This window comes from Paenibacillus sp. FSL L8-0494, from assembly GCF_038003695.1.
Lineage (GTDB): Bacteria > Bacillota > Bacilli > Paenibacillales > Paenibacillaceae > Paenibacillus_AQ > Paenibacillus_AQ odorifer.
This window is the reverse complement of the sequence record NZ_JBBOPQ010000001.1, coordinates 2,751,855-2,775,405: the sequence shown is the minus strand read 5'-3', so window position 1 is coordinate 2,775,405 and position 23,551 is coordinate 2,751,855. Positions and strand designations below refer to the sequence as shown.

Sequence of the window (23,551 nt, the reverse complement as noted above, 5' to 3'; positions counted from 1 at the left end):
ATAAGAGCGAATAACATAAATTGGATTAGTAAATCGCCACTTAACTTAACACATTCTTGAATATCTTCATAATACATAGATAGGGTGAATTGAATGTCAATAAATTATATGAATCAGTCAAACTTATGGAAATTAACCTTGGGGAAGAAAGGAAAAGGGGAAGATCAGGAGCCTTTAGAGCGCTTAAGAAGTGCTTTCAATACATTTAGAGCAAACTGTGAAGTCTTAGCAGCGGATATAACCAACGATTTACCCTATTTCACAGTACATGATATTACTCACATTGATTCTTTATGGGAGATGGCTGGCTTAATTGTTGGTGATGACTATCCAATAAATCCTGCTGAGGCTTTTGTATTAGGTGGTGCAATTCTGCTACATGATCTCGGTTTAGCCTCAGCAGCATACGCTGAAGGAATTGATAAACTCCAAGTAGGAAAAGAATGGGATGACTGTTTGGAGACTTTCTTAATAAATGAGCTAAAGAGAAAACCCACTAAACAAGAAAGAGCGGTACCTTCTGAATCAGTTAAAAAAAACGCAACTGAGTTTCGATTACGTCAGCTTCATGCTATTCATGCTGAAAAGTTACTAACCTTTAGCTGGAAAACAGTTAGTGGTAAAAGCTATAAATTGTTGAATGATGATATTTTACTCGAGCATTTTGCTGAAGCCATAGGTCAAATAGCTGCAAGTCACTGGTGGTCAATTGAAGAAGTATCTCGTAAATTCCCTCCTATTCCCATAGGTTCATCCCCTACTCTTCCAGCAAGCTGGAGTGTGGATTTATTAAAGATTGCTTGTATCATTAGATGTGCCGATGCATCACATATCGATAGCAGAAGAGCTCCAGGCTTATTAAAGGCAATTCGAAAACCTGTCGGAGAAAGCGAAAAGCATTGGGGATTTCAAGAAAAACTGGCTCGACCAATAGTGGATCAGGAACTTTTAGTATACAGTTCAACACAAAGATTCTTAGAGAAAAATGTCGATGAATGGTGGTTAGCATACGATGCTATTAAAATGATAGATAAAGAATTGAGGAATGTCGATAACTTATTACGCAATACTAATAAGCAAAGATTCCAAGTAAAAGGGGTACTGGGTGCAGAAAGCCCCACCAGATTATCAACTTACATTAAGGCAGATAGTTGGTCACCTGTTGATACAACTATTCACATCAGTAATATTCCTAGCCTTGTTTCAAATCTTGGAGGAGAAGGACTTTATGGCCAAAACCCATATATTCCACTTCGAGAATTAATTCAAAATGCAAGAGATGCAGTTGTAGCAAGAAGAAAATTTGAAAACAAATCAGATTCATGGGGTAATATCCTTATAAGTTATGGAAAGGACATAGAAAATAATTATTGGATAGAAGTTGAAGATAATGGTATAGGAATGACAGAAATAACCCTTACAGATATCCTACTCGACTTTGGAAAATCATACTGGAGCAGCGACCTTATGATGAGAGAACATCCAGGCTTGTTATCAAGTGGGTTTTCTTCGGTCGGAAAATTTGGAATTGGCTTCTACTCGGTATTTATGTGGAGTAGTAGAATCGAAGTGACGACAAGATCAGTCCATTATAATCCAGATGAAACTACTATTTTGTATTTTTCAAAAGGCCTGGGAATTAACCCAATTATAAAAAAAGTGAACCCAGGGAACGGGATGTACGAACCTGGTACAAAAATAAAGATCTTTCTTGATAAATTAGACATTGTTACAAGCATTACTGAGTATCTTCTTCACAGAAATGCTAAAGAACTCAGTAATATGAATGATAAGCTTAACTTTATTTGCTGTAAGCTAGCTCCTGCGTTAGATGTTGACCTTTCTTATAAAGTCTTTGATGATATAATAGTTCACAATGTAATAAAGGCAAATGATTGGCGTACATTAGATAATACACAACTGATCTTACGCTCTTTGGGGTTTAGTAAAGAAATTTGTCCTAAACCAGTTTTGGATTTTGTTATTGAACATAAGGACTTTTTAACAGAAGTTCTTGATAAAAATGGTAATTTGATTGGTAGAGTTGGATTGGTACCTTTGGAGTACTCCTACTTAGAAAAATATGATTATCAAATAGCGTGTGCAATAATTACAGGCGGAATATTTGCAGGATATATGCAGAAGTCAGTTGGAATTGTTAATGGATCTATTATTAATGCAAGTAGAAACCATTCAGTTCCAAACCTAGAAGGAAGACAACTAAAAAAATGGGTTGCTCAGCAAGCTACATTGTACTTTGAATCATCATTAACAGAAGAATCTAAAAACCATATTGCTGAAAGTATACTCTCGTTAAATGGAGAAAGCGGGAAATTACCCATTTGCCAAACGAGTAGAGGTTGGATGAGTTTTGAAGATATTGCTTCTATAAAAAGCTGGCCAAATAAGATTTCATTTCTTAGACCATATGAAAAAAATAACCTTATTAATCTTGCTCGCCTTTCTGATGATTGCATTTTAGTAGACTCGAGCCATGGATCGTTTTTGCCGTTTTATAGTTCCGAATGGCCCTCAGCTCCCAAAGATAATATTCTTCAATATGGGTTATTGGGACTGACTATTAAAGCAGTTGCTCAGTCAAAGGGTATAAATATTAATCTATTAAATAAAAGAATAAAAAATAAACATCTACTTATTGATGAACCATACACTGTAGGATTTGATGTTCTAGGGAATGAAATTATATATAAGACAGATACATTTGATTTTAGTAATCTTTAGTATTACCTCCTTTTAAGAATTTATGTGGTAGCATCGATGGTAGCATACTCCAAATAACAGGTAAAAACGTAAGGAAGCTTACTTTAAATTATGCCTTTAAACCTTTTGTTTTATAAGCATCCAGTATCTCGTAGGATAGTAAGGGAAACCACGGTACTCCATTGACAGGGTAGGGGTCATGGGTTCGAACCCCATCCGTCCTATACGTGAAAGCCTTGATATTCAAGGCTTTTTTTGTTTTCTATTCACTTATCATTCTATTGAAATCCTTCATGATACGAATTTGATACGAATCGTTATTTGCTTTTCATATCAGTTCGCTAGGTCCTCCGGGAAAATATCATCACTTCTACCCTCTAGCCAATTCCTAAATACCGCTTTATTGATATATAATTCCCTTCCTGCTTTTGCAACATGAAATGGTGCGTCCCCTAAAAACTCATATAACTTAGCTTGACTCAATTTCATTATTTCCTTTACATGCTTTGGGCGGAGTGTCATCGGGAAGCTTTGCCTATATCTTCTGATCCGTGATGTAATCAAATTCGGTTATTATATATCTTTCTTTAATCAAAAATGATTCCATTCGTGGAAGCCTATTTACAATCCTTTCAATTCTCTCACAGTACTCCTTACGTGCTGCTAAACTATCAACATTGTGTATGGCAATATTCGCGGTTTGGTCCGAAGTTGTTCCCGTGTCGCTTCTCGGAGTAGTTGACCATGCTGCTGTCGTGGCTGCTTCGCGTTCCTCAAAAGTTAGGAATTTATTCTCTCGATACTTATCAAAAGCCGCTTCAACCGCAGCTTGCGTCCGTTCTCTATCTATCTCTGGCAGGAAGCTTTGTTGCACCTGCTATCACCTCACTGTAAAAGAATCCCCCGACCGAAGCCGGAGCGTGTAGCATCTTAAAACGGCAGATTATCATCATTTTCAAGGATTACCGGATCATTCTTATCTCCTGCAGCAGCTACCTCCTCCAGAGTGAGTTGATCCTTGTCTTCCAATTCAATCGTACCGTCTGGATTAACCTTTCCTCGTACGCCTTCTCTTGACTCCTCACGATCCTCTTCATCGTCATCACCTCGGAACTCCTCGATGCTCATTTGAGATTCAGCGATTTCCAAGACTACATCAGATCCAGCCTTCCGGTAGAATTCATAAGAGTTTTCAGAGGATTTATCACCCTTGACAATGAACTCCAGTACTGTCTTCTTCGCATCCTTCGTACTCTTGCTGAATTCGGTTGTCAGGTACTGCTCCACACCTTCAATACTCAACACAACTACCGATCTCGTCATTGCATTAAGCTCAGGCTTCTTCTCATCATCACCCTTTACGTGGAACTGTACAAGCTCCTTTTTGGAATCCTTCGTTTGCTTATTGAAATGTGCTGCTATTTGAATTTTCATTTATAATTACTCCTCTCAAATTTGAGTTGATTGATGAACTGTGGGAGAGAGGATGTACCTCCTCCATCCCCTTGTATGTCGCGTTATATCTTCGTACTGTGCAGTTGATAACTTCAAATAGATTCTTTTTTTGAAATTTGTTATAATTAAATAAAAACTTTTAATGAGGTGTTATCTTGCAATATTTTTTTTTAATACCGTTGGCATTTGTTTTGGCAATTCCCTTGGTTTTACTGTTAAAAGGTGATTATGGAACCAAAAACAAGGTTTCAGATAAAACTACTAGCATAGAGAAGAAATTAGACAGAATAATAGAATTACTTGAAAAAGATAAGGATGCATAAGCATTTTTATCTTTTTTCATATCACAATATGCATCTACTACGTCATAACCTTTGTGAGAGGAGGGCTATTAACCCTCTCTGTCCCTGTATCTTCGTACTGTGCAACAGTCACTTTGACTCATGATGAAAATGCTTCTTTAAGCTAATGGGTAATTTTGTTTAATCAAAGTCAATTTGGTAATATTGATTAAGAATTCTGTCAGGGACACCAAAATGAAGGGGAAGGGAATAAATGGTATTTATTTTTAAAGATGCAAAACATGCTTGGAATCCCACTCCAGAAGAAATAAAAACTTGGGCTTACAGTGATGAAATGATCCCAGAACAAGATTGGGAATTAGCTGTAAATAGCTTTGGAAATATTCCAATGATTTGTACTTTTATTGACGATAAAAACTGCAAGCACATTTCATTTTTCCTTAGCAGCCTTTACGTTTTCACAGGAGACATTGTTAGATCAGAGGACATTCGAGAAATTGAAAAGCTAAAAATGTTATTAGATAGAGTGACTATGTCAGCTGAATCAGAAGAACTATCCAACTGGATCAATCGTTCAAAGGGTCTTATAACGCAACCAAAAACCTATAATTACGCATATTGGGGGCTCGGTTCCAAGTACGTTAACTGGGAACGTTAGTTCAACAACACAACGGCAGACTATGACTTTATTTTCTTGTTCAGAGCTGCCGTCGTTTAAAACTTCGGAGCTATTAGCACCTTTTGCAGATATGGGTTCGTTCGCAAAAGACTACTGTCTCCATTCCAGCCCAATGAGCAGCTAATCAATGCCACCAATACCGGATAATAGGCTGAGATTTCTCATCGTACTATCTCCCCTTTACTGCGCTGTTTGCGTCTACTCTTCCTTGTGGGAGAGTAGGGCTATTAACCCTCTCTGTCCCCTTCGTTTTATCCTCGTAATGCGCATCATCTATCAAAACATTTCTGTAAAAATAAAGTATTAGACTGGCGGGCGCCTCATCAAGCTAACAAGCAGGATAACGCGGTGTTGATCCAGAATTCTTTGTTATACTTGTTTGCGTAAGTGCGACAAGCCGATAATTGGAGGCTTATATGAATTGGATTGAGTTAACGGATACAGAATATCGCAAAGCATGGGATTTATTTGAAAACAAATTCAGTTTCTTTCCAAGTACAAAAGCAGACGATTGGCCAAGCATTACCGTATTAGAAGAAAAATTTATAACGTTCTCTTTAACAGTTACCTGGGATGCTAAATCCGATTACGAAGAGAGATGCAGGCATGTATTTAAAAGCTTGATTTATAGAGACGAATATATTTTTGCATTGGATTGGCAGCATGAATGTTTTTGGTTCAACCCTCATCTACCAAACGGAGAGCGGGAATGGACTATTCCCTTCTACCCTAATGGGGATTATTGCATCTTTTTTCCTAAGGATTTAAGATGGTGTTATTTCGCTCATCCATGGGAGAACTCCGTCACTCTAATAAATAAGGATTTGATACAGGAATTTGCAAATAACAAACCTGCTATCTTTGGTAATATAATCAGAAGGGGTTAAATTAAAGGGAAACGTTAGTTCAATAAACCATCTGTATCCTTTGGGAGAGTAGGGATACTCCTACTCCCTTAATGATCTGGTTCGGCCCCCGCGTTGCTGGGCTTATGCTGTCGGACGATAGCTTTCAGCCTAATGAGTTATACTCTCTTTCGCCTTCGACATTTCAAGAAGTACATCATATTCAGTCTCATTCAACTCAACTACCGTTCCTCCGAATTCAGCCTTTACATTTTGGATTTGGCTTACAGCATAATTCCGGAGTTTGTTTGAAATAGTCCGATCAAATCGCCACTTGGCATTACCGCTTTAAAATGCCTCACTGGGTTACTCATTCCCTTTCGCCCCCTGTAGCGTGATATATGCCGCCTCTGCCCTCTCTCGGGGGCAAATGTTTGCCGTATCCTTTACCTGTTTCATGACTCCTCCCCTTCCAATGCCGCTCTTGCTCGCTTACCGTTGTCCCATTCTTCAAGCCGTTCGTGCGCTACATACACATGTGCATAATATTCCAGCGCCTCCCGTTGCCGGGTTATGATCTGCTGTGCCTCTACTAACCGTTGATAATCATCAGCCCCGCCTTTATCCAATTGAACGAATTATTTTTGCAGTTTCTCAATCGCATCGTAAGCCGTTTCCACCTCTTCAGTTATTCCGATTAGTTTTTGTTATGACTCTTCTAGAGCAGCCAGCAACTCAGCGGCCATAGTTCCAGTAAGTAATCCGACTTGACCGAATACCTTCTTGATCTTTTTAAAACGTTCTGGTGTCATGCTGGGTAAGGAAACTTTTCCTGAATCACTCATAGCACTTTACCTCCATGTGCGGGCGTGTTGCGTTATACGCCATCTTTTCTTGAATCGCTAGTCCCAGATCAATTCCATAACGACCACAAGCGTCAAATACACGAATCACAATGTCTGCCAGCTCGGACGGTATGCCGCATGGTTTCCAATCAGAGTTACGTTCTTCAGGATTACAGTAAGCTACGCCTGCTTTGGTTTCGTACCACACTTCTCTTGGAGAATGTCCATTCCGGAAATCGTCCAACCCTTCAGAAGCTTCCGAATGTATAAGGGCAATGATTTCACCAAAACTCCGTTCTTCAACCCACCAACCTTTGTCTACAGCATTACAGTGAGCTTCTTTTACTAGTTCATGAATGGATTTATTCAAACTGATTGTCCCTCCTAAATTTTTTGTACTTCACAAGGGTTTTTTTTAAAAATAAAAAAATTAATCATGCCCCTAAAATCCATTATCTTAAGATCGTATAAGGGATTTAGTTGGGAGATCATAAAAACATAAATACATAGGAGGAACTCAAAATGGACGAGTTCAATGTTAACAGCTGTAAATACTTTTCTTTATTCGTAATGGAATTTAACGAGTACAAATGTCTCTTCATGAAGTGGGAATTTGCATGTCTAATGGGGGAATACGAAGGATGAACTACGCCTGGCCAAGGAGCTTTTTCATAAAATGCGAGTAAACGGCTGGGCATAATCATGTTCACAAAGAAAACTCCAACTGCCCGTCCCCCACCGCCGACTTATACCGTTCCAGCACTAGTCCTCTAGTGAAAACCTCGCCCGTCTCCGGGATCTGAAACTCAAGACAGGCGCTGGTGAAATCAACGCTATCAGAAAGGTCGAAGGCTCCAATACATCCTTTACCCTCGAACTGCTTTTCGTCCAAATTCTTATTATTACGCTTCAGGACCTCAAATGAGAGGAATGACTCAGCATCAGATTTAACAAAAATATTAAGCCGTTTGGTAATAAAGTCATTTCGCTCGGCAGGAATATGTTTGCGGTCTTCCCACTCTTTAAGCATGTCTTCAAGTTTGATGGTTACACCCAAATTAGGGTTCGCCTTGCCCCAGTTATCGGTGTTTTCAATATCATCCTCTGGAACAAGCTCAGCCATGAAGTAAAGGGCGTTTTCGGCAGAAATTACGCCCTCTAAAACATCCGCAGCCTTATCATAGTAATCCATCAGCGGACCATCCAACTGATAACCAGCTGTTGTAATGTACAAGATCATCGGCTGTGTACGGGCACCAGTAGAGTTTTTTATGACGTCGTACTCATGGATCTCATCAAAAGCACCCATGCTGCAGTTCTTACCATCAAGCTTTTTACTGTCGGTTACCAATGGTAGGATCTTGGACATCGTTTTCCGAAATCGAATCTCATGTAGCGTCTCGTCAAAGTTTTTTCTGAGTAACGGTGACGCCTTGATCATAGCCTTACATTCATCAAACATTTCTCTGGCTTGTTCTTTGGAGTTTGCCAACTGGTAGACCCGAGCTCCGTTCTCTCCGTCCTTCGAGGCACCATATAGAGATAGACCAGACACCATTGCCGTTTTACCGTTTTTTCTGTCCATAAAAATAAGCCCCTCGCGAAAGCGACAAAGCCCGGTATCTTTATGCACCCACCCATAGAGTGAGCCGATTATGAAATGTTGCCAAGGTTGCAGCTCCAGTCGATCAAAGTCACCCATCGAGGGCTTACAGAACTTTTCAATATAACCTACTGGACGGTATCCCTTTTCCTCATCAAAAACAAACGGAAATTCACGAGTTCCTTGCCTTTTTAGATCATTTAAATGGCGTTTACAGGCTTGATAAACCTTCTTCGACGTAATAATAAGGTGCGCTGTGACCGCAGTTGCATATTGTGTGGTTTGAAGTTTAGAAGCTTCAATAGCCAGTAAATTCGTCACCTTTATCGCCACCTTCCGGATCAACTACATCGGAGACCTTTCTGTCTGAGGCGGGGGTCAATTTCAACTCGGCCTGCAGCTTCCGCTGGTGTTCAATAATTTTGATTACCGAGTCCACAGACTTGTTCTGTCTGTACATTTGCTGTGATCCATTGACAAAAAGCTCGACCACACCACGAGCCTTTATGTCCGCCAAATGCTGCTGTTTTAACTGCTCAAGCAAGGCCAAGTTATCTGTAATCATGATGGTCCGATCAGAAAGATTATCATCAATCTCTAATTCTCGTATCACAATTTCAAATAGCTTCTTAGCTGCTCTATCTTTGATCTCCCGTTTTGGTTTGTGTTCCATGACACCCCCCCTCATATATGAAATGGTCATACGCCGAAAACGAAACTGGGGGCGCGGTCCCCTGTGCTTCGTTTTAACTTTTAAGGTAGGGGGGGGTCTTATTTTGTCCCATTTCTCCACCCCATTCTTTTTCACATCTATTTATCGATACATTGTCACAGCTTCTCTGAGGCTCACAGAGACGTTATAACATTCATAGGAACACTTGTTAGATTTGTTCCAGAATCCCCCTGTAATGTCATCTTAATTAGCTATAGTTACTTATCTGCCTCTTACATTCTATTAGTATCAAAACACCTCACTATTTCCCTTGGAAACTATGAACCTCGCCCTTCGATTCGTTACTGGTGTCTCTACCTTCTTTCCTCCACCCGGATGCTCTTTGTTATGGCAGCTATTACAGAGGCTTAAGAGATTTTTTAATACCAAAGCAAGTTCAGGGTACTCACTGAGAGGCTTAATGTGATGGACCATATCAGCTAGGCTTTGATCGCACCTCTTCATTTAGCGGATCGTCCAGAATCCTATTTTTATGTTCAGGCATTAACATCCGACTTCCCTCCCAAAGACCATTACCTTCAAGTTTCTTACGCTGTTGTGATTTCATTGTCTTCGTCGACTCCCTTAATAACTCTCAATGCTCGTGGCATGTTACCTCTCTGTATTTACCCCTTACTCTTCAAGCGCTCCATGTGCGCATGTATTACCACTGTAGATGACAACCCTACCTCCCTGGCAAGTTCACGTAGTTGGTGGATAGTGAATTATTTTGATCATCTTAATTAATGATCTGAGCATTTCTTTCTCTTTATTCGTTAATGGCTTCATGCAATTGCTCCTTTATCACTTGGCTGCCAAGCTAATATATTTACCATTAGAAACAATCTTGGCGCTCCTGTATTTAAGCATGTTGCACGAATCTTTCCGTCCTTTATACCTTTAACTTCAATTTTGCGCTGAGTAATTTTGCCAACTTTATCTTAGTAAACAATTTCAACGGTTTACCAATCCGCATATGCACGCACGTTGATAGCCCCCTAAAAATAGAACATATGTTTTTATGATAAAAAGACGTACGTTCTTAAAACAACAAGAAACTTATTCACTAATTGGTATAAAGAACAAACTATCATCATTCATTCACTTCATTACATATATAGGAATTTATGTTTAGACAAGTTTGTTATCATATCTATATAATAAGGATAAAAGAACAAAATAAGGGGTGTTAGTAATTATTATGAAAAAGTTAAATTTTTTACTTGTTTTATTTTTATTATTTACTGCGGTACCTGTACATATCGCTTCCGCAAGCACGGAGCCGCGGGTGGTTTATATTGACCTCGGGGTTGATGGGCAACAAACAAGCAAAATAAGTTTAATGGGTACCGGAACAGGCCATGATTTGAAATTTTACGGTACAGATAAAGCCCTGCTGTTCCACTCCCCAGACTCTGCTTTGAAATTGACTGGAACTTATAAGAATGAAAATACATATAAAAAAATTCGTATGGTTGAAATCACGTTAGATGAAGGCGCAGAATTAACAGGAGCGATCTGGTATGATGATAACAACCCAAGACCAGTAAATAATGTTACCTCCATTAATCCGTTGACAGTCCCCATCCCTTCTGAATTTGGTGAAGATTCCTTACTCGCAGGTAAATTATTTACTAGCGTACAAGGTGCAACTTATCAACTTACTGACGGTGATGATTCTACTAACAAAGTAATTAGCAATACAATTAGATATATTTACCATCATACATTTAGTGAACCTGTATTTGCAGATAAACTATTTGTTAGAAAACAAGGTGACTGGCTTACAGCAACGATTATGTTTGAAGATAACACTCGCATAACTTTCACTCCAGTTGAAGCATTTGCAAAGACTTCTTATTATTACGATATACCTACTCAAAAAAAAGTAAAAGAAATAACGTTTTCTGCGGGACAACTGGGTTCTACTCTAATTGATACAGATTTACGCAAAGCCGAAGTGCCTGAACCAACACCAATACCTACTATTACTCCTGAACCAACAGCTTCTCCATCTCCGACCAGTACACCGGAGCCAACACCGACTACTACGCCTAGCGCTACACCAACAGTGACGCCAAAACCTACAGCAACTCCAGAACAGCCAACAGGCCATCGAGCTATTCTTACTATAACTCTGGTGAATGGAACAGAAAAAGAATATGACCTACCAAATGCTGAAGTGGATGCATTTTTGAACTGGTACGATGCTCGTGATGCAGGCAGAGGTGCAGGATCATATGCTATTGATAAGCATTCAAACAATAAAGGTCCATTCAGCAAACGTAAAGACTATGTTGTATTCGATAAGATACTTACCTTTGAAGTTAGTGAGTATATTACAACCGAATAAATAGAAAAAATCCCCGCCAATCACTTCAGGTTGACGAGGATTTTTTTATTTTCACAAAATTTAAGTGTGTTACCGGCAGTACCAATATTCGCTTCCCTTATATCAGAACAACCTATAGACACTATCTCGACTACTCAGCTATGCCTGCAAGGTTAATCCAAGTAGATATTAATCCTCTAAAGAATTGTCTTTAACTCTTCTTTGGAAGTATTAATCCAAATGAATTTCTGCCTTATAACAAAGCGTGAAACTATCATAAAGTATGTACGCATCATACCGAACACACGATTGCTTAACAAACACGAGTTTTCTCGTAATTGGAATGATTATGTATAAATGGTTAATTTAATATATTTATACCATATATACAAAAAATTGTTTAGACACAACCCATTTATTGTAATAATCTTATCGAGCTTGTATTGTTATTGGGTTCTCATTCTAAGAAGAAAGGAGAAGTATTATTTTATAAACTTAGTACATAAAATGCTCATTTGATTTATGGAATCCGAAACATTTGATTCGTCGCAGTTCCAACATATATTGAACTAATAAAATCTACAGGAAATTAAGAACTAAAGACATTTCCCTGTCGATAAAAATTATCCAAGGGGTGTATAATGAAAAAACTTTTCTTTCTTACGTTTCTATTAACTTTACTTTTGCCTATAAGTAAGATTCATGCAGAAAGTGTGCCGGAGGACGTATACGATTATCTATCAGGAAAACCATTTGTAATTGCAAATAGCACTATTGAAAATCTTAGTTTTACCGACAATAATAATACCACAGGCACCCAAATGTACAATCATTATACTATTTCCTTTGAGAATCCTATCGATATTTCGGGTTATTCATCTTACTCAGTAGGTGGAATTTATGGGGCAGGTGTTGCAATAATTTTCAATTATGACAATGGAACGAGTAATACTACTGTCGCTGGAGGAAGCGGAAGTTACACAACTTTAGACTTAAAAGGAGTTAAAAAAATAACTCTTGCACGAACTGGTACAGAAGGAAGCCCAGGCTTTTTATATGATTTAAAAGTTTTTGTAAAAAAGACACCAACACCTGTCCTGAATCCTACACTTGATGTGACGATCGAAAAAGAAAAGGTAGGAGTAGGTCAAGAGTTCACAGCAGGAATTTCACTTAAAAATGTAAAAGATATTTATGCCGAAGACTTTGAAATAAAGTATGACAATCAACACCTACAGTATCTTGGATTTGAAGAGGTTGCTGGCTATAAAGTATACAACACACCAACCGACTTAAACGGTACTCTACGCTTTATCGTAGCCAGCAAAGGTGAAGACTACGGGATTAATAAAGACACAGTTATTCTGAAATTGAAGTTCAAGGCAAAAGCCATAGGAACAGCAGTAGTCGATTCCACAAAAGCTAGAATTGCTGATACGGAGCAGGAATATGATCTTGAGAAAGAAAACTGTTTAGAGGACAGCATCATAATTGAAGCAACAGATGTCAACAAATCAGGAGAATTCACCTTGGTTGATCTAGCGATTGACGCCAGATATTTCAAGTATTTGGCGGCGGATGTTGACCCGGTAAAATACAACGCTCAGCAAGCTGGTGATGAGTACGTCAATGACGATGACCTTCTTTATATTGTGGATCAAATATTAAGTAACCCAAACTATTTGCCTAACAGCTAATAAAATAGCCTCCAAACTCTTACCTCCTCTATCCTTAGTAGCCAAGAGCTATAATTGGATGGAGGAGGTTTTGTATATTTTTAACACCTATGTCATTACAAACTCCTACCGGACCATTCAGTCACAGCGATTTCATATATGAACCAAAGATAGATGGGCATCGCCTTATTTACTCTCAAAAGTCCTGCAAGGTCAGGTTATATACCCGACATGATAATGAGTGCACCCAACAGTACCTTGAACCACATCTCCCGTTTGCGGATGATATTGTTTTGGACGGTGAGGTCGCCTGCGTCGATCCTACAACTGGTGTTTCAGACTTTGAATCTGTTATGAGTCGATTTCAGGCAAGACGCAGATAAAATCGTTCAACTAACCGGGACACTCCACGCGTATTATGCCATCTTTAATAAATCGAAACTCGCTGCATGGAAGGCGTAGTGGGTAAACGTAAAAATAGTGTATACGAGACTGACCGCCGCTCTCACGCATGGCAAAAAGTCACCAATTAGAATTATGCGGATGTATATAAAACAGGTTATCGCAAACAAGAATTCGTTTGGCTTGCGTCAGTACCTTCCGGTACTTTTGGAGAACTAATCCCAACCGGAATCATTGAACTCGGTGCGTCACCGATCCATAAACAAGCCTTTAGAAGCGTGGCTGGCCAACTGGTAACCGGTGAGGATAAGGATTTTGTTCATCTTGAGCCGCGGCTACGGGCAAAGGTGGGAATGAGGAACTGAACTAAATCCGGCATGTTCCAAGGTTCAGTGTTTACGGAGTTCATAGTATAAATAATAAACGCCTGCCGACTATTTAAGGTTGACGGACTTTTTGCTTTAAGAATTATGGCACTGAATTAGTCCCAGGACATATTTACCATTAACATTAAATATTAACTATTTTCGTCATTTTTATATATAATACAACATTATATACATGTTTTATTCAGACTTAGTACGCATATACATTTAAATCTAATTTGATTATAATTTTACATGTTACTATATTCTTTAATTGGGAGGATTAACTAATGTTGAAAAAGAAATTACTTGTAGGGCTCTTCGCTGTTGCTTCGTGTTTCGCTGCAGGATCGACCTCATTCGCAGCAACTGCTCAAACCACAACTCCTAACCCAACTCCAGTATCTAATGTAACGAGTGAACCTACTTTTGAACAAATTATTATTTACATGGATTCAGGAGAACAGAGATACATCCCCGGCGTCCTCCGTCAACTAATTTATAATGATGGAGCAATTGTATTACACGAAAATGGATGGGTTAGTGCCGTTCAATACGGAGCGGCAAATATATTTGCCTATGATGCATTAGGAAACATAAAGTCATTTACAATTCTAGTAGATAGAGATTAATAAAAATATTATAAAAAAAAGCCCGCCAACTGGTGTAAGGTTAGCGGGCTTTTTTATGTATATTCTAAATTCAAGCCGCATCCGAACAAAATGAGCTCTAGCAAGTTTAATAAAGTCTGGTGTATATCCCTCTGCAATTACGACATAATCCATAAGATGACCTATTCTTGTTCCAGCCGATATCAAACATATACCTTCGATTGAGAAAGGGCTGCTATCAGAAATTCCGCATCATTCTCTAAAAGTTTGTATGTAGCACTCAAATAATCAAATTCATAAACAAAAATATGCCCGCAATCTGGGCAGGATTTCGGTGATTATGAACTCAATAGATTAAATATATTTCATTTGGAACATTATTTAAACAAGCCTCATGTCAAACCATATTGTAATTACACGAAAAACAAACCATTTCATCGTAATTATTCCAAATTCATATTCAATAATCTATTAATCTACAAATAAGGTTTACAATTGGTATTTTATAATCCATAATTGGATTGTATTCCAAATATAGGAAGGAAGGTTGAATTATGAAAAAGAAAATTTTAGCTGGCCTCTTAACTATTTCTGCATGTTTCACTTTAGGATCCACCTCTTTTGCTGCCAGTGCTCCAACTACTCATCCTAGTTCTACACCAGTATCAAATGTAGCAACTTCCCAAGAAATAACCGCTAAAGGTACTTTTGAACAGGTTATTGTCCACTTAGATTCAGGATACTGGAAATATCTACCTGGTTTTCTGGAGTTAATTTTTAATGACGGCGGCATTGTATTATATCAAGACGGATGGGTAGAAGCCGTTCAATACGGAGCGGCAACTATAAAATCTACTGATGAATATGGAAACATAACTTACTATACGATTCTCGTAGACAGAAATTAATATTTCCAAAAATGAGACCCTGTTGTAGTTAGCAGGGTCTCATTTTATTTATGTTAAAAAGCTCAGATAAAAATCTATCAATTAATCACTCTCAAAACAAAATACCCGCCATTACTGGCAGGGTACGGTGCTTCAGTTACAGGTATTTCAACGTTACTGGAACAATGTATAAATAATTTATTTAGCTGAATATTGATCTACGCTGAAGGTAAGGATCTTGTCAAAAATCGCATATTCTTTTCGGTTTGTAAACGGCCTTTATTATTATCGTGTTTATTAATAGCAAATTTAGCAGGTCCTGTTCAAGCATCACGTGCATCATACCATTCTAAAAAGACGGTTACTTCTGTATTTGATAGGTCGTACTCTTTTTCAAGACCAGTTGTTAATGTAATTGTGAGTATTGCGCGATCACCAGATGGTTCTGGCTCAGGTTGATTTACCTTCTTAGGGGTAGCTGATGCTTCGTTTGAAACTAAACTTTCATCATTATTATTCAGTGCAGTAACTACATACTGGACTTTTTGCAGTTAATCCTCGTTTTATATTATAGCCAGTTGCATTAGAAACGTTCGTCCAACTTAATTATATTCCTTGTTAATGGTCTAGAGGTCAATAGCTTGAAGCTCAAGAATATCATCTTCTGTCGCCCTTATTGGCTCGAATTTCTAAATTTCATTCCCTTTAAGAGATAGGAAATTTCCTATCTCTTATCTACCTTAAGCGGATGGTGTGTTTATTTTCAAAAAAGTTGTCTATCCAACATCGCAGCACAAGTAAATTTAGTTATTATTTTTCTTGTTGGATACGTGTCTTTACATGGGATGCTAAATAAAAAACTCAAACTGCCGAGCAAATTAAAGCCTACCTCATTACCAAGAAGAATTACACAGAAGATGAAATATACAACATTAAAGGTTCTGTCTCTAAGAGCAGTATTTTTCGATATCGTGCAGAGGTTACATTTAAAACTGAGATCGGATATCCATATGAGTATGGTGTCTGTAACGATGGGGAAATTCGCCAGCAGGGATATACTAGTACTACCCCAAAGCATCTTGAGATAATTAATTTAAACAACCTTTCTGTGATGCTTTAAAGTAATTAATATTTTTAACTGTCAAATCACTTCATGCGTAAGTATGACTACGTGCTAAACTTCTTTTGTATGCTTGAAGATATCTCCTTCAATTTTGATACCCATGTCTTTTATTGCCACACTTACTCTTTTAACATCGAATGCTGAGATAAGTAAAACTCCATACACTGTACAGGTCTAGCGTTTATTCAGTTCTGCAACACCCCTCAAGGTATCTGGAGTTACACTTGATCCTCCATCTGTAAAATCTAATGGTCCAAGCATCTCTTATATCCTCCTTGTGGGAAAGGCGGGCTATTAACCCTCTCTGTCCATAGATGTCATGTATCTTCGTCCTTTGCATCAAATCTCAGTCGAATGAATAGTACTCAGCAGCCTGATTCTTGTAAATATTAACATTTGATTATAAAATCAAACAAAGGCGGTGTTAAAAATGAGATTAGTACTATTCATGTTGGCTGGAGTAGGCGCGATTTTCTATCTCTCATTAGGAATCATCATTGTAAAGGTAATCCTTACAAGAAAATTACCAAATAATAATTACACTCCATTTGACTACATCACGGCCCAATCTCCTGTTGAGTTTCACGATGAGAAAAAAGAGATAGAAGAAAATGCGGACCATGGTGATGATAAGGATAAAAACATCATTTCGTTATCAAAACGACGACCTTCTCTTCCCTGATGCGCAATAGGCTGCTACTTCTTCATAACCTTTGGAGGGATACTCCTACTCCTTTAATGATCTGTATCTTCGTACTGTGACATAAAAAAACTCTTACGTTATAATAGTGTTGAATTAAATATTGAAGGGACTGAACTATGCGCAGATATCGATATCTTAACCCCAAAACAAATAGATAATGGAGGTAATATATTGATTACAGAAATACAAACCAAAAGACTAAAATTAAGAAAAATGAAATTATCTGACTCTGCTAGTTTGTTTAACATTTGGTCTGATCCTGAGGTTACAAAGTTTATGAATATCAATAGTTTCACTGAGGAAAGCCAAGCAGTAGAAATGATTAAAATTCTTAATAACCTGTCTTTGGAAAGCAAAGCTATTCGTTATTCCATAATCGAGTTAGAATCAAATCGCATAATTGGTTCCTGCGGTTATAATTCTATAGATTCTTCAAACGCTAAAGCAGAGATTGGATACGATATTAGTAAAGATTATTGGGGCGAGGGATATGCTCCTGAGGCCATTCAATCTCTGATGGATTATGCGTTCAACACTTTAAATTTCAACAGGATAGAAGCAAAAGTCGAACCCGAAAACAATAATTCCATAAGAGTTTTGCAAAAGTTAAACTATACATTCGAAGGAACAATGAGAAAGTGCGAAATGTCCAAAGGAAAGTTTATTGATTTAAGCATTTTCTCAAAATTAGTAACAGAGTAACTTTTAATGAGTGGGCCTACATTTTTATGGTGTAGGCTTTTTATTTACTTCACGTTGCTCAACTAAATGCGTACTGTGTATTAAGTAGAGCAACTGTTGTCACATCTTCCAAACAGACTCTCCTAGCCCTTTTTTTTTGAAACCAGTAAATTAACACCTCTTTACCGAAAAGATAGCCAGATAAAATCTCGACACAGCCGATTCCGGATCGAGCTTAACCGCCTTCTGCCAGCAGCTCTGGGCTTCTGTTTACAGATATTCAAATTAGGTATTTATTGATAATATTTATTCCTTAAGGAGGTGGACGCACTGTTAATGATCTTTGATAAGTTATTTAATATTTCCAAGGTTGCTGCATATGCAACAATTGCGATGTACACATTCTTCCAGTTTGTACTCACAAAACATAATACGGTAAATGATTTAATCAATAGCAACCTTTTAGTTTATGTCGTAGCTGCTGCTATTCTTGAAGCATTACATAATCTATATGACTTTTTATGTGGTCATCTAGAGCGGTAATTCTACTACTACCAAACCTCACCAGCCCAGCGTTCCGTTTCCGTTACTTCAATACCTCGACGAAAATAACTCGGAAATACGGAGCGCGACCGCATGGGTCGCGGGCTCTCCCAAACTGACGATATGTTCGCTAGACAGTTGATTTCCACCGATCGCCTCACTTTCTTTTAATAAACTTTGGCCATACGCAGTACGTGTCAGTGCCATCGGGCCAAAGCTTACCCAGGCACACATCATGGCGCAACAATGGATAGATTTACTTTATTGGTCCCTATTAATCATCTATTTTTTATATGAAGCACTTAATTGACCATCTATTGATTACATTGTATAATACAGGTATATTATGTAAAATAAAGGCAGGTGAGGCTGTTGGATGGAAATATCGATTTAGATTTAGATATAAATCTTCTAGATCTTGATCCAGCCGTAAAAGTTCTTAAAATGATATATTCTTTTGAAAGCTGGCCCAATCTTCTAAAACTAGCAGATACCTTTTTCAACCGAATAACTCAAATTTATAATAATTACACACACAATAATGAACTGGAACTAAAACACCAACGACCTTTAATTTATTATTATGGATACAGCTTGCTTATGTTGGGACTAGCCCACAAAGAAATTGAAAATTATGATAAAGCTCGAACTTACATTAAAGCTTATAGCGATTTGAGTTGGTTCAAGGGATTAGATGCTGAAGGATTAAATGAGGTAGCCTATTATAAGTACATATCAGAACCAAATCTTTTAGAAGTAGAAGTGCTTTCTGGAAATATTCAATTCATAGATCGCTATGTTTCGTTCCTTTTATCCAACTCTAAAGAAGTTCTACCAGGACTAATAACTTTGTTAAAGGCAGCTACTAATTTTGATTTAAACATTGAATCTCATTTAGCTCTTTTCTCTAATAGAATTTCAAAATTTGAGGATACCGCTGCTGATGAAATTATAATAAATTCCTACCAAGAAACTTTTTTTATTAATATGATCAGATATAAAACAAAAATTCAAGATTATAATACAGCTATCAAATATAGCATGAAATTATTAGATTCTGCAGAGGTCACAAACTCTGATAAAATCTTTAAACAAGCAGTAGTATACTTCGAATCATTACGTTCATGTGCTGATGCTACTCAGATTAAAGATTTTGAAGAGAAAATAATAAATTTCAAAGAAAGGGTTGAGTCTCTGTGAAAAAATTTGCCGTCTCTTTATTGTTGGTCCTCACTATCGTCAGCATTGCGCCAGCACTGCCAAGTACCTCACCAGTGGTCTTATTCCACGGAGCAGAACATTAATATCAGAAGTACAGCGCGGGTTAGGAGATTGCTCCTAACCTGTTTTTTATTAAGTGAATTATGTAGTTATTGCAATAACATCCTCCATCTTGAACCAATCCCACTCATCCTCCGACCAGCGGAGTTTAATTCCCTGTTGTTTATCCAGTTTCATCACGATACCTCGTTTTAATATATTCTCCATGGGATCAAACAGAGTGAGTGTAATCGGGCTGTGCTCTTCCATAGAACGATATAACAATTTTTCGAAGCGCTCTATCTCCTGTAGATCTAGAGTGGGTTTTTCACGACGTTCCTGCTCATTATTGTCATCTATAATCCGGTTTTTATGTTCGGGCAATATCATTCTGCTACACTCCCATACGTTCTCTAATTTTTTCATCATGAAGTTGCCCTCCTAATAGTCCGTCCAGTAATTCGTTTTACTACCATCTATCCCCCACTGGAGCTCTTGTGGCTCTGACTTTCTCTTTTTAAACCTAGGGTCAATCCTTTCCCAGCCTTCAATAATTCGGGCGCTCTCTGGTGGAGTGTGCGGGGTCCATTCTATATATTTTTCGTTAACTAATTCCCTAAGCCCACTAATGATCTTACTTGGTGTCCGTCCACTCTTGATTTCTAACTCCTGTAAAGTTGGCATATGAGCATGATGCACGGCAGAGTGGCGCATGATCATTAGTAGCTTTCGGGCGGTGTCACTAAGCATGTCGCTTCATTTGCACAGGCTGCCAAGCAAGAATATTAGCCTCCAGAAATACGCGCGGAGCTCCGGTTGATAAGCAAGTTGCGCGAATATATTCTCCACGAATCCCTTTCACTTCAATTTTACGTTGAGATATCTTACCTGATTTATCTTGGTACACTATTTCAATGGTTTGACCGATTCTTATTTGCATAATTACTCACCTTCCAAGGATAAGAACATTTGTTTGTATTATAACCAAACGTACGTTCGTTAATCAATGTAAAAATATCCCGCCAGGCATGAATTATTACATACAAAGTCATCGCTCAGGTTTATAATTTGTTTTATAAGCATTTATTGCATTTCCGCAAACAAACTAAGGAGTATGAGTGTTTTTTATATGTTATAGGGGGAAACGAATATTAGGACCGATGACCGAGGTTGAAGCTATGCGTGAATGGTTTACTCTCTCCGGTACAGTGAAGGAGATTTATATTATTGAGGTAGATGAGAACGATAAGGTAAGACGCCAGATCGGACCCACAAAGAAGAAAAAGAAATAAATATAAAGGAAAATAACGTAAAACAGCCCCACCGACCCATTAAGGTTGACGAGGTTGTTTTTAATTTTCAAAAAGGAAACTGAGTAAGCGAGACTATTAACAGTACAATCCCAACAATCGAGGATAGCACAGCCATTTTATCTTTAGTTTTCAAATACAATGCCGCTCCATTAAATATTAAAGCTCCGCACATCCCCAGCATAGTCCAAGAGATTATCACTTGATCCTGACCGCGGAAAAATGTGATTCCCAGAATGATTGTTGCTGCACTGAATAAAATACCGCACACCCTTAGTACTTTCAGCAAAATGTTCACCTCCGAAAAATAAAGCACGCTAATCTAATATATTGGTTCCGTCATAAATTAAAATTCATAGATTACTATTCCTATATCTGGTAGAATCAACTAGCAATTATTAGCAGATTTAGGGGGATATAAGATTGAACAAAAAAGCTTTTTTATGTATCGTGGCAACTATTGTAATCCTTTCAGGATGTGGTAGTTCCACAACAAATTCAGAGAAAAAAAATACAACGTCTACAGGAGTTACACCGTCCGAAGCAACAGCCAGCCCTTCAGAGCCCACTCCTGAGCCAAAAAAGAAACTTACAGCTTCCGAGAAACTGGCTCTCAACTATGTGGAGATTTTCCTCAATGGTTCAGATATCGAAGCGAAAAAGAAATTCGTATCCGAAAATATACTTCCAGATGTACAACCCATTTTCCAAATGGCTGAATCTACTGAGACACCCGAGAATAATAAACTTAAGAATCCTACAGTAATTGAAACAGCTGATTATACGGACAAAGATGGCGGAAAAGATAAACTCGTGCTTATCCAAGGTGAGAAGTCTTCCTCCAATAGCGAACTTATCATTTTTATTAAGGATGATAAAGTTGGTTGGGGATATTCGTCTAATGACAAGGACAAGGATGCATTTAACGAAGTGAGGAAACTCTTTAAGGAACCTGTAATTAATACTTCAGATTCAGGTAATGCAGGTACAACTGAACAGTCTCCTGAAGCGACGCTTAAAGAAATCAGTAATTTTGTCGTTTCAGATATTTGGAATGATGGATTTGTTGATATCAGCTGGTATGCAGGTTCAGGAACTGGCTCTACGGGTCAAACAATAGATATAGATTTTACAATCGAGCAATTAGCAAAAGCGATGAACCAAAAAATGGAGTACGATAATTATATCAACAACCTTGATGCAAAATATGATTCAATTAAAAGCATCTGGGCTAAGCTCACGGGTGAGATGGATCGTATGTACAAACAAATCCAAGATACGCCTCCTATTGCAAATGATGCAAACACCAAAATAGATACAGGAATATTCACCCAGTACTTGGAAGCTTTTACTGATGAGGTTGACAAATTACCTAATACTTAGATTAAAAAATAAAGTCCCTGCCGGCCGCCACGGTTAGCAGGGATTTTGTTCGGCTTTAATGGCTTGCCGCTCAAAATAGTAATCCACCAGAACATAAATGAAACCAGCAATTCCGAAAAAAATAATAGCTGTACTACTATTCAAATGGTATTCCCGTATAAAGCGTTCATCGTACACCTCGTAAAAGAAACCATATCCCGCAATACCACTCAATAAGAATATCATTATGCGGCTTATTAAAGGATTAACTATCTTTCGAATAACCCATGATAAAGGAAGCAGTATAACCGGGTAAAGAAGAACTGAAAAAAGGAACATCAGAAAAATAAAAGCAAACCCAATGTTTTGAAAACCGTAATATTCTGTTGTACTTATTTTATTTCCTTCCCAAAGCTCCAATCCAAAGGCTGCCAGGGTGAATAAAACCGTCGAAATAAACCATAACATTATAGGCTTAACTGCACGCAAAACAATCCCACCATCTTTATGCTTTTTATACTTACAGCCGATTTTTCAAATTATCATTTCGCACTTGGTTTAGATGGATTACCTTTTTACCTTGCTGAATAATTCTTGCATGTAATCTTCCGTCATGTATTCTCTAAACTCTTTGTCTAATAAGTATATTTCATCTTGATTTATCCATTGGTAGTTAAAAATAGTCCCACAGTCTTCACCTTCTCCTTCTCCAGTGAAGCTCCACTTTTCAGGTAATCTCGTTTCTGGAATTAGAAGGTAGTCATGTCTTTCGACATTCGCATCTATAAAATCCTTATAATAATATTGTGTGCCTATTTTCTTTACTAATTTAAATTGTTTAAGTCCACTTTCTTCTTGAATTTCCCTGAATAACGCTTCTTCTTCTGTTTCCCCGGCATCGATATTTCCACCTACTAATCTAAAGGGTACTTCTGGTTCATTAAGATAGACTAATAAGGTCTTTTCTCCAACTTCATTGTCTTGCAAAATAAATCCGTATACCTTCTTTCTAATCGGTTTCCCTATCTTCATCGTGACACCTCATATCTTCAACATCTCTTCTGGGACTAAGTGGCTCTTCTAATATTGTTTTTCGATCTTTTGCTTCATCCTTATTTACCTGTATCGTAATTA

General features: G+C 37.9%; 28 protein-coding genes and 1 pseudogene. 14 read left to right on the top strand and 15 right to left on the bottom strand.

What is annotated here, in order from left to right; all coding sequences use genetic code 11:
* Positions 1 to 93 precede the first annotated feature (93 nt).
* Positions 94 to 2,742, top strand: a complete 2,649-nt coding sequence (locus NYE35_RS12390) for an HD domain-containing protein (RefSeq protein WP_076297690.1) — start codon at positions 94 to 96, stop codon at positions 2,740 to 2,742.
* A gap of 514 nt (positions 2,743 to 3,256) precedes the next feature.
* Here the strand turns inward: NYE35_RS12390 and NYE35_RS12385 are convergent.
* Together NYE35_RS12385 and NYE35_RS12380 are read right to left on the bottom strand one after the other, a co-directional pair.
* Complete coding sequence (locus tag NYE35_RS12385) at positions 3,257 to 3,595, bottom strand: ArpU family phage packaging/lysis transcriptional regulator (protein ID WP_051491435.1); 339 nt, start codon at positions 3,593 to 3,595, stop codon at positions 3,257 to 3,259.
* A 56-nt stretch (positions 3,596 to 3,651) separates the two neighbouring features.
* A complete protein-coding gene (locus NYE35_RS12380; protein WP_094902462.1) occupies positions 3,652 to 4,155 on the bottom strand; it encodes a hypothetical protein in 504 nt (167 codons plus the stop codon).
* 176 nt (positions 4,156 to 4,331) lie between these two features.
* Here NYE35_RS12380 and NYE35_RS12375 point away from each other — a divergent pair, with 176 nt between their 5' ends.
* The 3 genes from NYE35_RS12375 (at position 4,332) to NYE35_RS12365 (ending at position 6,044) form a co-directional block, all read left to right on the top strand.
* A complete protein-coding gene (locus NYE35_RS12375) occupies positions 4,332 to 4,499 on the top strand; it encodes a hypothetical protein (protein WP_254924592.1) in 168 nt (55 codons plus the stop codon).
* 232 nt (positions 4,500 to 4,731) lie between these two features.
* Positions 4,732 to 5,136, top strand: a complete 405-nt coding sequence (locus NYE35_RS12370; RefSeq protein ID WP_076148443.1) for a hypothetical protein — start codon at positions 4,732 to 4,734, stop codon at positions 5,134 to 5,136.
* A 437-nt stretch (positions 5,137 to 5,573) separates the two neighbouring features.
* Positions 5,574 to 6,044 (top strand): DUF2716 domain-containing protein, encoded by a 471-nt coding sequence (locus tag NYE35_RS12365; RefSeq protein ID WP_076148442.1) that lies wholly within the window; start codon positions 5,574 to 5,576, stop codon positions 6,042 to 6,044.
* Positions 6,045 to 6,457: 413 nt separating this feature from the next.
* On the opposite strand, the gene NYE35_RS12360 is transcribed toward NYE35_RS12365, so the two are convergent.
* From NYE35_RS12360 to NYE35_RS31420, 8 genes and pseudogenes are all read right to left on the bottom strand, one after another.
* Positions 6,458 to 6,631 (bottom strand): hypothetical protein, encoded by a 174-nt coding sequence (locus NYE35_RS12360; RefSeq protein WP_176462607.1) that lies wholly within the window; start codon positions 6,629 to 6,631, stop codon positions 6,458 to 6,460.
* Between the two features lie 78 nt (positions 6,632 to 6,709).
* Positions 6,710 to 6,847 (bottom strand): hypothetical protein, encoded by a 138-nt coding sequence (locus NYE35_RS12355; RefSeq protein WP_176462606.1) that lies wholly within the window; start codon positions 6,845 to 6,847, stop codon positions 6,710 to 6,712.
* Entirely contained in the window at positions 6,840 to 7,217 is a 378-nt protein-coding gene (locus NYE35_RS12350) for a hypothetical protein (protein WP_254924591.1), read from the bottom strand. The genes NYE35_RS12355 and NYE35_RS12350 overlap by 8 nt, the downstream gene beginning before the upstream one ends.
* A gap of 336 nt (positions 7,218 to 7,553) precedes the next feature.
* Entirely contained in the window at positions 7,554 to 8,771 is a 1,218-nt protein-coding gene (locus tag NYE35_RS12345; RefSeq protein ID WP_254924590.1) for a terminase large subunit, read from the bottom strand.
* A complete protein-coding gene (locus tag NYE35_RS12340) occupies positions 8,749 to 9,123 on the bottom strand; it encodes a P27 family phage terminase small subunit (protein ID WP_094902456.1) in 375 nt (124 codons plus the stop codon). The genes NYE35_RS12345 and NYE35_RS12340 overlap by 23 nt, the downstream gene beginning before the upstream one ends.
* 288 nt (positions 9,124 to 9,411) lie before the next feature.
* A pseudogene (locus tag NYE35_RS12335) lies at positions 9,412 to 9,603 on the bottom strand (HNH endonuclease); the annotation flags it as partial.
* A complete protein-coding gene (locus NYE35_RS12330; protein WP_254924593.1) occupies positions 9,599 to 9,730 on the bottom strand; it encodes a hypothetical protein in 132 nt (43 codons plus the stop codon). The gene NYE35_RS12330 and the pseudogene NYE35_RS12335, both read right to left, overlap by 5 nt.
* 58 nt (positions 9,731 to 9,788) lie before the next feature.
* The gene (locus NYE35_RS31420) at positions 9,789 to 9,881 is read right to left on the bottom strand and encodes a LexA family protein (protein ID WP_141240308.1); all 93 of its coding nucleotides are present in this window, start codon (positions 9,879 to 9,881) and stop codon (positions 9,789 to 9,791) included.
* A 482-nt stretch (positions 9,882 to 10,363) separates the two neighbouring features.
* Between NYE35_RS31420 and NYE35_RS12325 the strand changes: the two genes are divergently transcribed.
* The 9 genes from NYE35_RS12325 to NYE35_RS12285 all read left to right on the top strand — a co-directional run bounded on the left by NYE35_RS12325 (position 10,364) and on the right by NYE35_RS12285 (position 19,685).
* Positions 10,364 to 11,515: a hypothetical protein gene (locus NYE35_RS12325; RefSeq protein ID WP_141240306.1), complete on the top strand. Its 1,152-nt coding sequence runs from the start codon at positions 10,364 to 10,366 to the stop codon at positions 11,513 to 11,515.
* A gap of 620 nt (positions 11,516 to 12,135) precedes the next feature.
* Entirely contained in the window at positions 12,136 to 13,191 is a 1,056-nt protein-coding gene (locus NYE35_RS12320) for a cohesin domain-containing protein (protein WP_094902450.1), read from the top strand.
* 89 nt (positions 13,192 to 13,280) lie between these two features.
* The gene (locus NYE35_RS12315) at positions 13,281 to 13,553 is read left to right on the top strand and encodes an ATP-dependent DNA ligase (RefSeq protein ID WP_341121123.1); all 273 of its coding nucleotides are present in this window, start codon (positions 13,281 to 13,283) and stop codon (positions 13,551 to 13,553) included.
* 674 nt (positions 13,554 to 14,227) lie between these two features.
* Positions 14,228 to 14,569: a hypothetical protein gene (locus tag NYE35_RS12310; RefSeq protein WP_094902448.1), complete on the top strand. Its 342-nt coding sequence runs from the start codon at positions 14,228 to 14,230 to the stop codon at positions 14,567 to 14,569.
* 533 nt (positions 14,570 to 15,102) lie between these two features.
* Positions 15,103 to 15,456 carry a hypothetical protein gene (locus NYE35_RS12305; protein WP_094902446.1) on the top strand — a complete coding sequence of 118 codons (354 nt, stop codon included), beginning with the start codon at positions 15,103 to 15,105 and terminating at the stop codon, positions 15,454 to 15,456.
* A 1,532-nt stretch (positions 15,457 to 16,988) separates the two neighbouring features.
* Complete coding sequence (locus tag NYE35_RS12300; RefSeq protein ID WP_036686019.1) at positions 16,989 to 17,240, top strand: DUF3951 domain-containing protein; 252 nt, start codon at positions 16,989 to 16,991, stop codon at positions 17,238 to 17,240.
* Between the two features lie 192 nt (positions 17,241 to 17,432).
* A complete protein-coding gene (locus NYE35_RS12295) occupies positions 17,433 to 17,963 on the top strand; it encodes a GNAT family N-acetyltransferase (RefSeq protein ID WP_076100647.1) in 531 nt (176 codons plus the stop codon).
* 315 nt (positions 17,964 to 18,278) lie between these two features.
* A complete protein-coding gene (locus tag NYE35_RS12290; RefSeq protein WP_036686015.1) occupies positions 18,279 to 18,485 on the top strand; it encodes a hypothetical protein in 207 nt (68 codons plus the stop codon).
* Between the two features lie 372 nt (positions 18,486 to 18,857).
* On the top strand, positions 18,858 to 19,685 hold the full coding sequence (locus tag NYE35_RS12285) for a hypothetical protein (RefSeq protein WP_038570183.1): 828 nt from the start codon (positions 18,858 to 18,860) through the stop codon (positions 19,683 to 19,685).
* 162 nt (positions 19,686 to 19,847) lie between these two features.
* Here NYE35_RS12285 and NYE35_RS12280 read toward each other — a convergent pair whose 3' ends face one another.
* The 3 genes from NYE35_RS12280 to NYE35_RS12270 form a co-directional block, all read right to left on the bottom strand.
* Entirely contained in the window at positions 19,848 to 20,174 is a 327-nt protein-coding gene (locus tag NYE35_RS12280) for a YolD-like family protein (RefSeq protein ID WP_036686011.1), read from the bottom strand.
* Positions 20,175 to 20,487: 313 nt separating this feature from the next.
* Positions 20,488 to 20,685 carry a hypothetical protein gene (locus NYE35_RS12275; RefSeq protein ID WP_370510578.1) on the bottom strand — a complete coding sequence of 66 codons (198 nt, stop codon included), beginning with the start codon at positions 20,683 to 20,685 and terminating at the stop codon, positions 20,488 to 20,490.
* A gap of 419 nt (positions 20,686 to 21,104) precedes the next feature.
* On the bottom strand, positions 21,105 to 21,344 hold the full coding sequence (locus NYE35_RS12270) for a hypothetical protein (protein ID WP_036686008.1): 240 nt from the start codon (positions 21,342 to 21,344) through the stop codon (positions 21,105 to 21,107).
* 134 nt (positions 21,345 to 21,478) lie between these two features.
* On the opposite strand from NYE35_RS12270, the gene NYE35_RS12265 reads away from it, so the two are divergent.
* Complete coding sequence (locus NYE35_RS12265; RefSeq protein WP_052096976.1) at positions 21,479 to 22,438, top strand: hypothetical protein; 960 nt, start codon at positions 21,479 to 21,481, stop codon at positions 22,436 to 22,438.
* Positions 22,439 to 22,471: 33 nt separating this feature from the next.
* Here the strand turns inward: NYE35_RS12265 and NYE35_RS12260 are convergent, their stop codons facing one another.
* Positions 22,472 to 22,906 (bottom strand): hypothetical protein, encoded by a 435-nt coding sequence (locus tag NYE35_RS12260; protein ID WP_254924589.1) that lies wholly within the window; start codon positions 22,904 to 22,906, stop codon positions 22,472 to 22,474.
* A gap of 78 nt (positions 22,907 to 22,984) precedes the next feature.
* Entirely contained in the window at positions 22,985 to 23,449 is a 465-nt protein-coding gene (locus NYE35_RS12255) for an NUDIX domain-containing protein (protein WP_076224008.1), read from the bottom strand.
* Positions 23,450 to 23,551 lie beyond the last annotated feature (102 nt).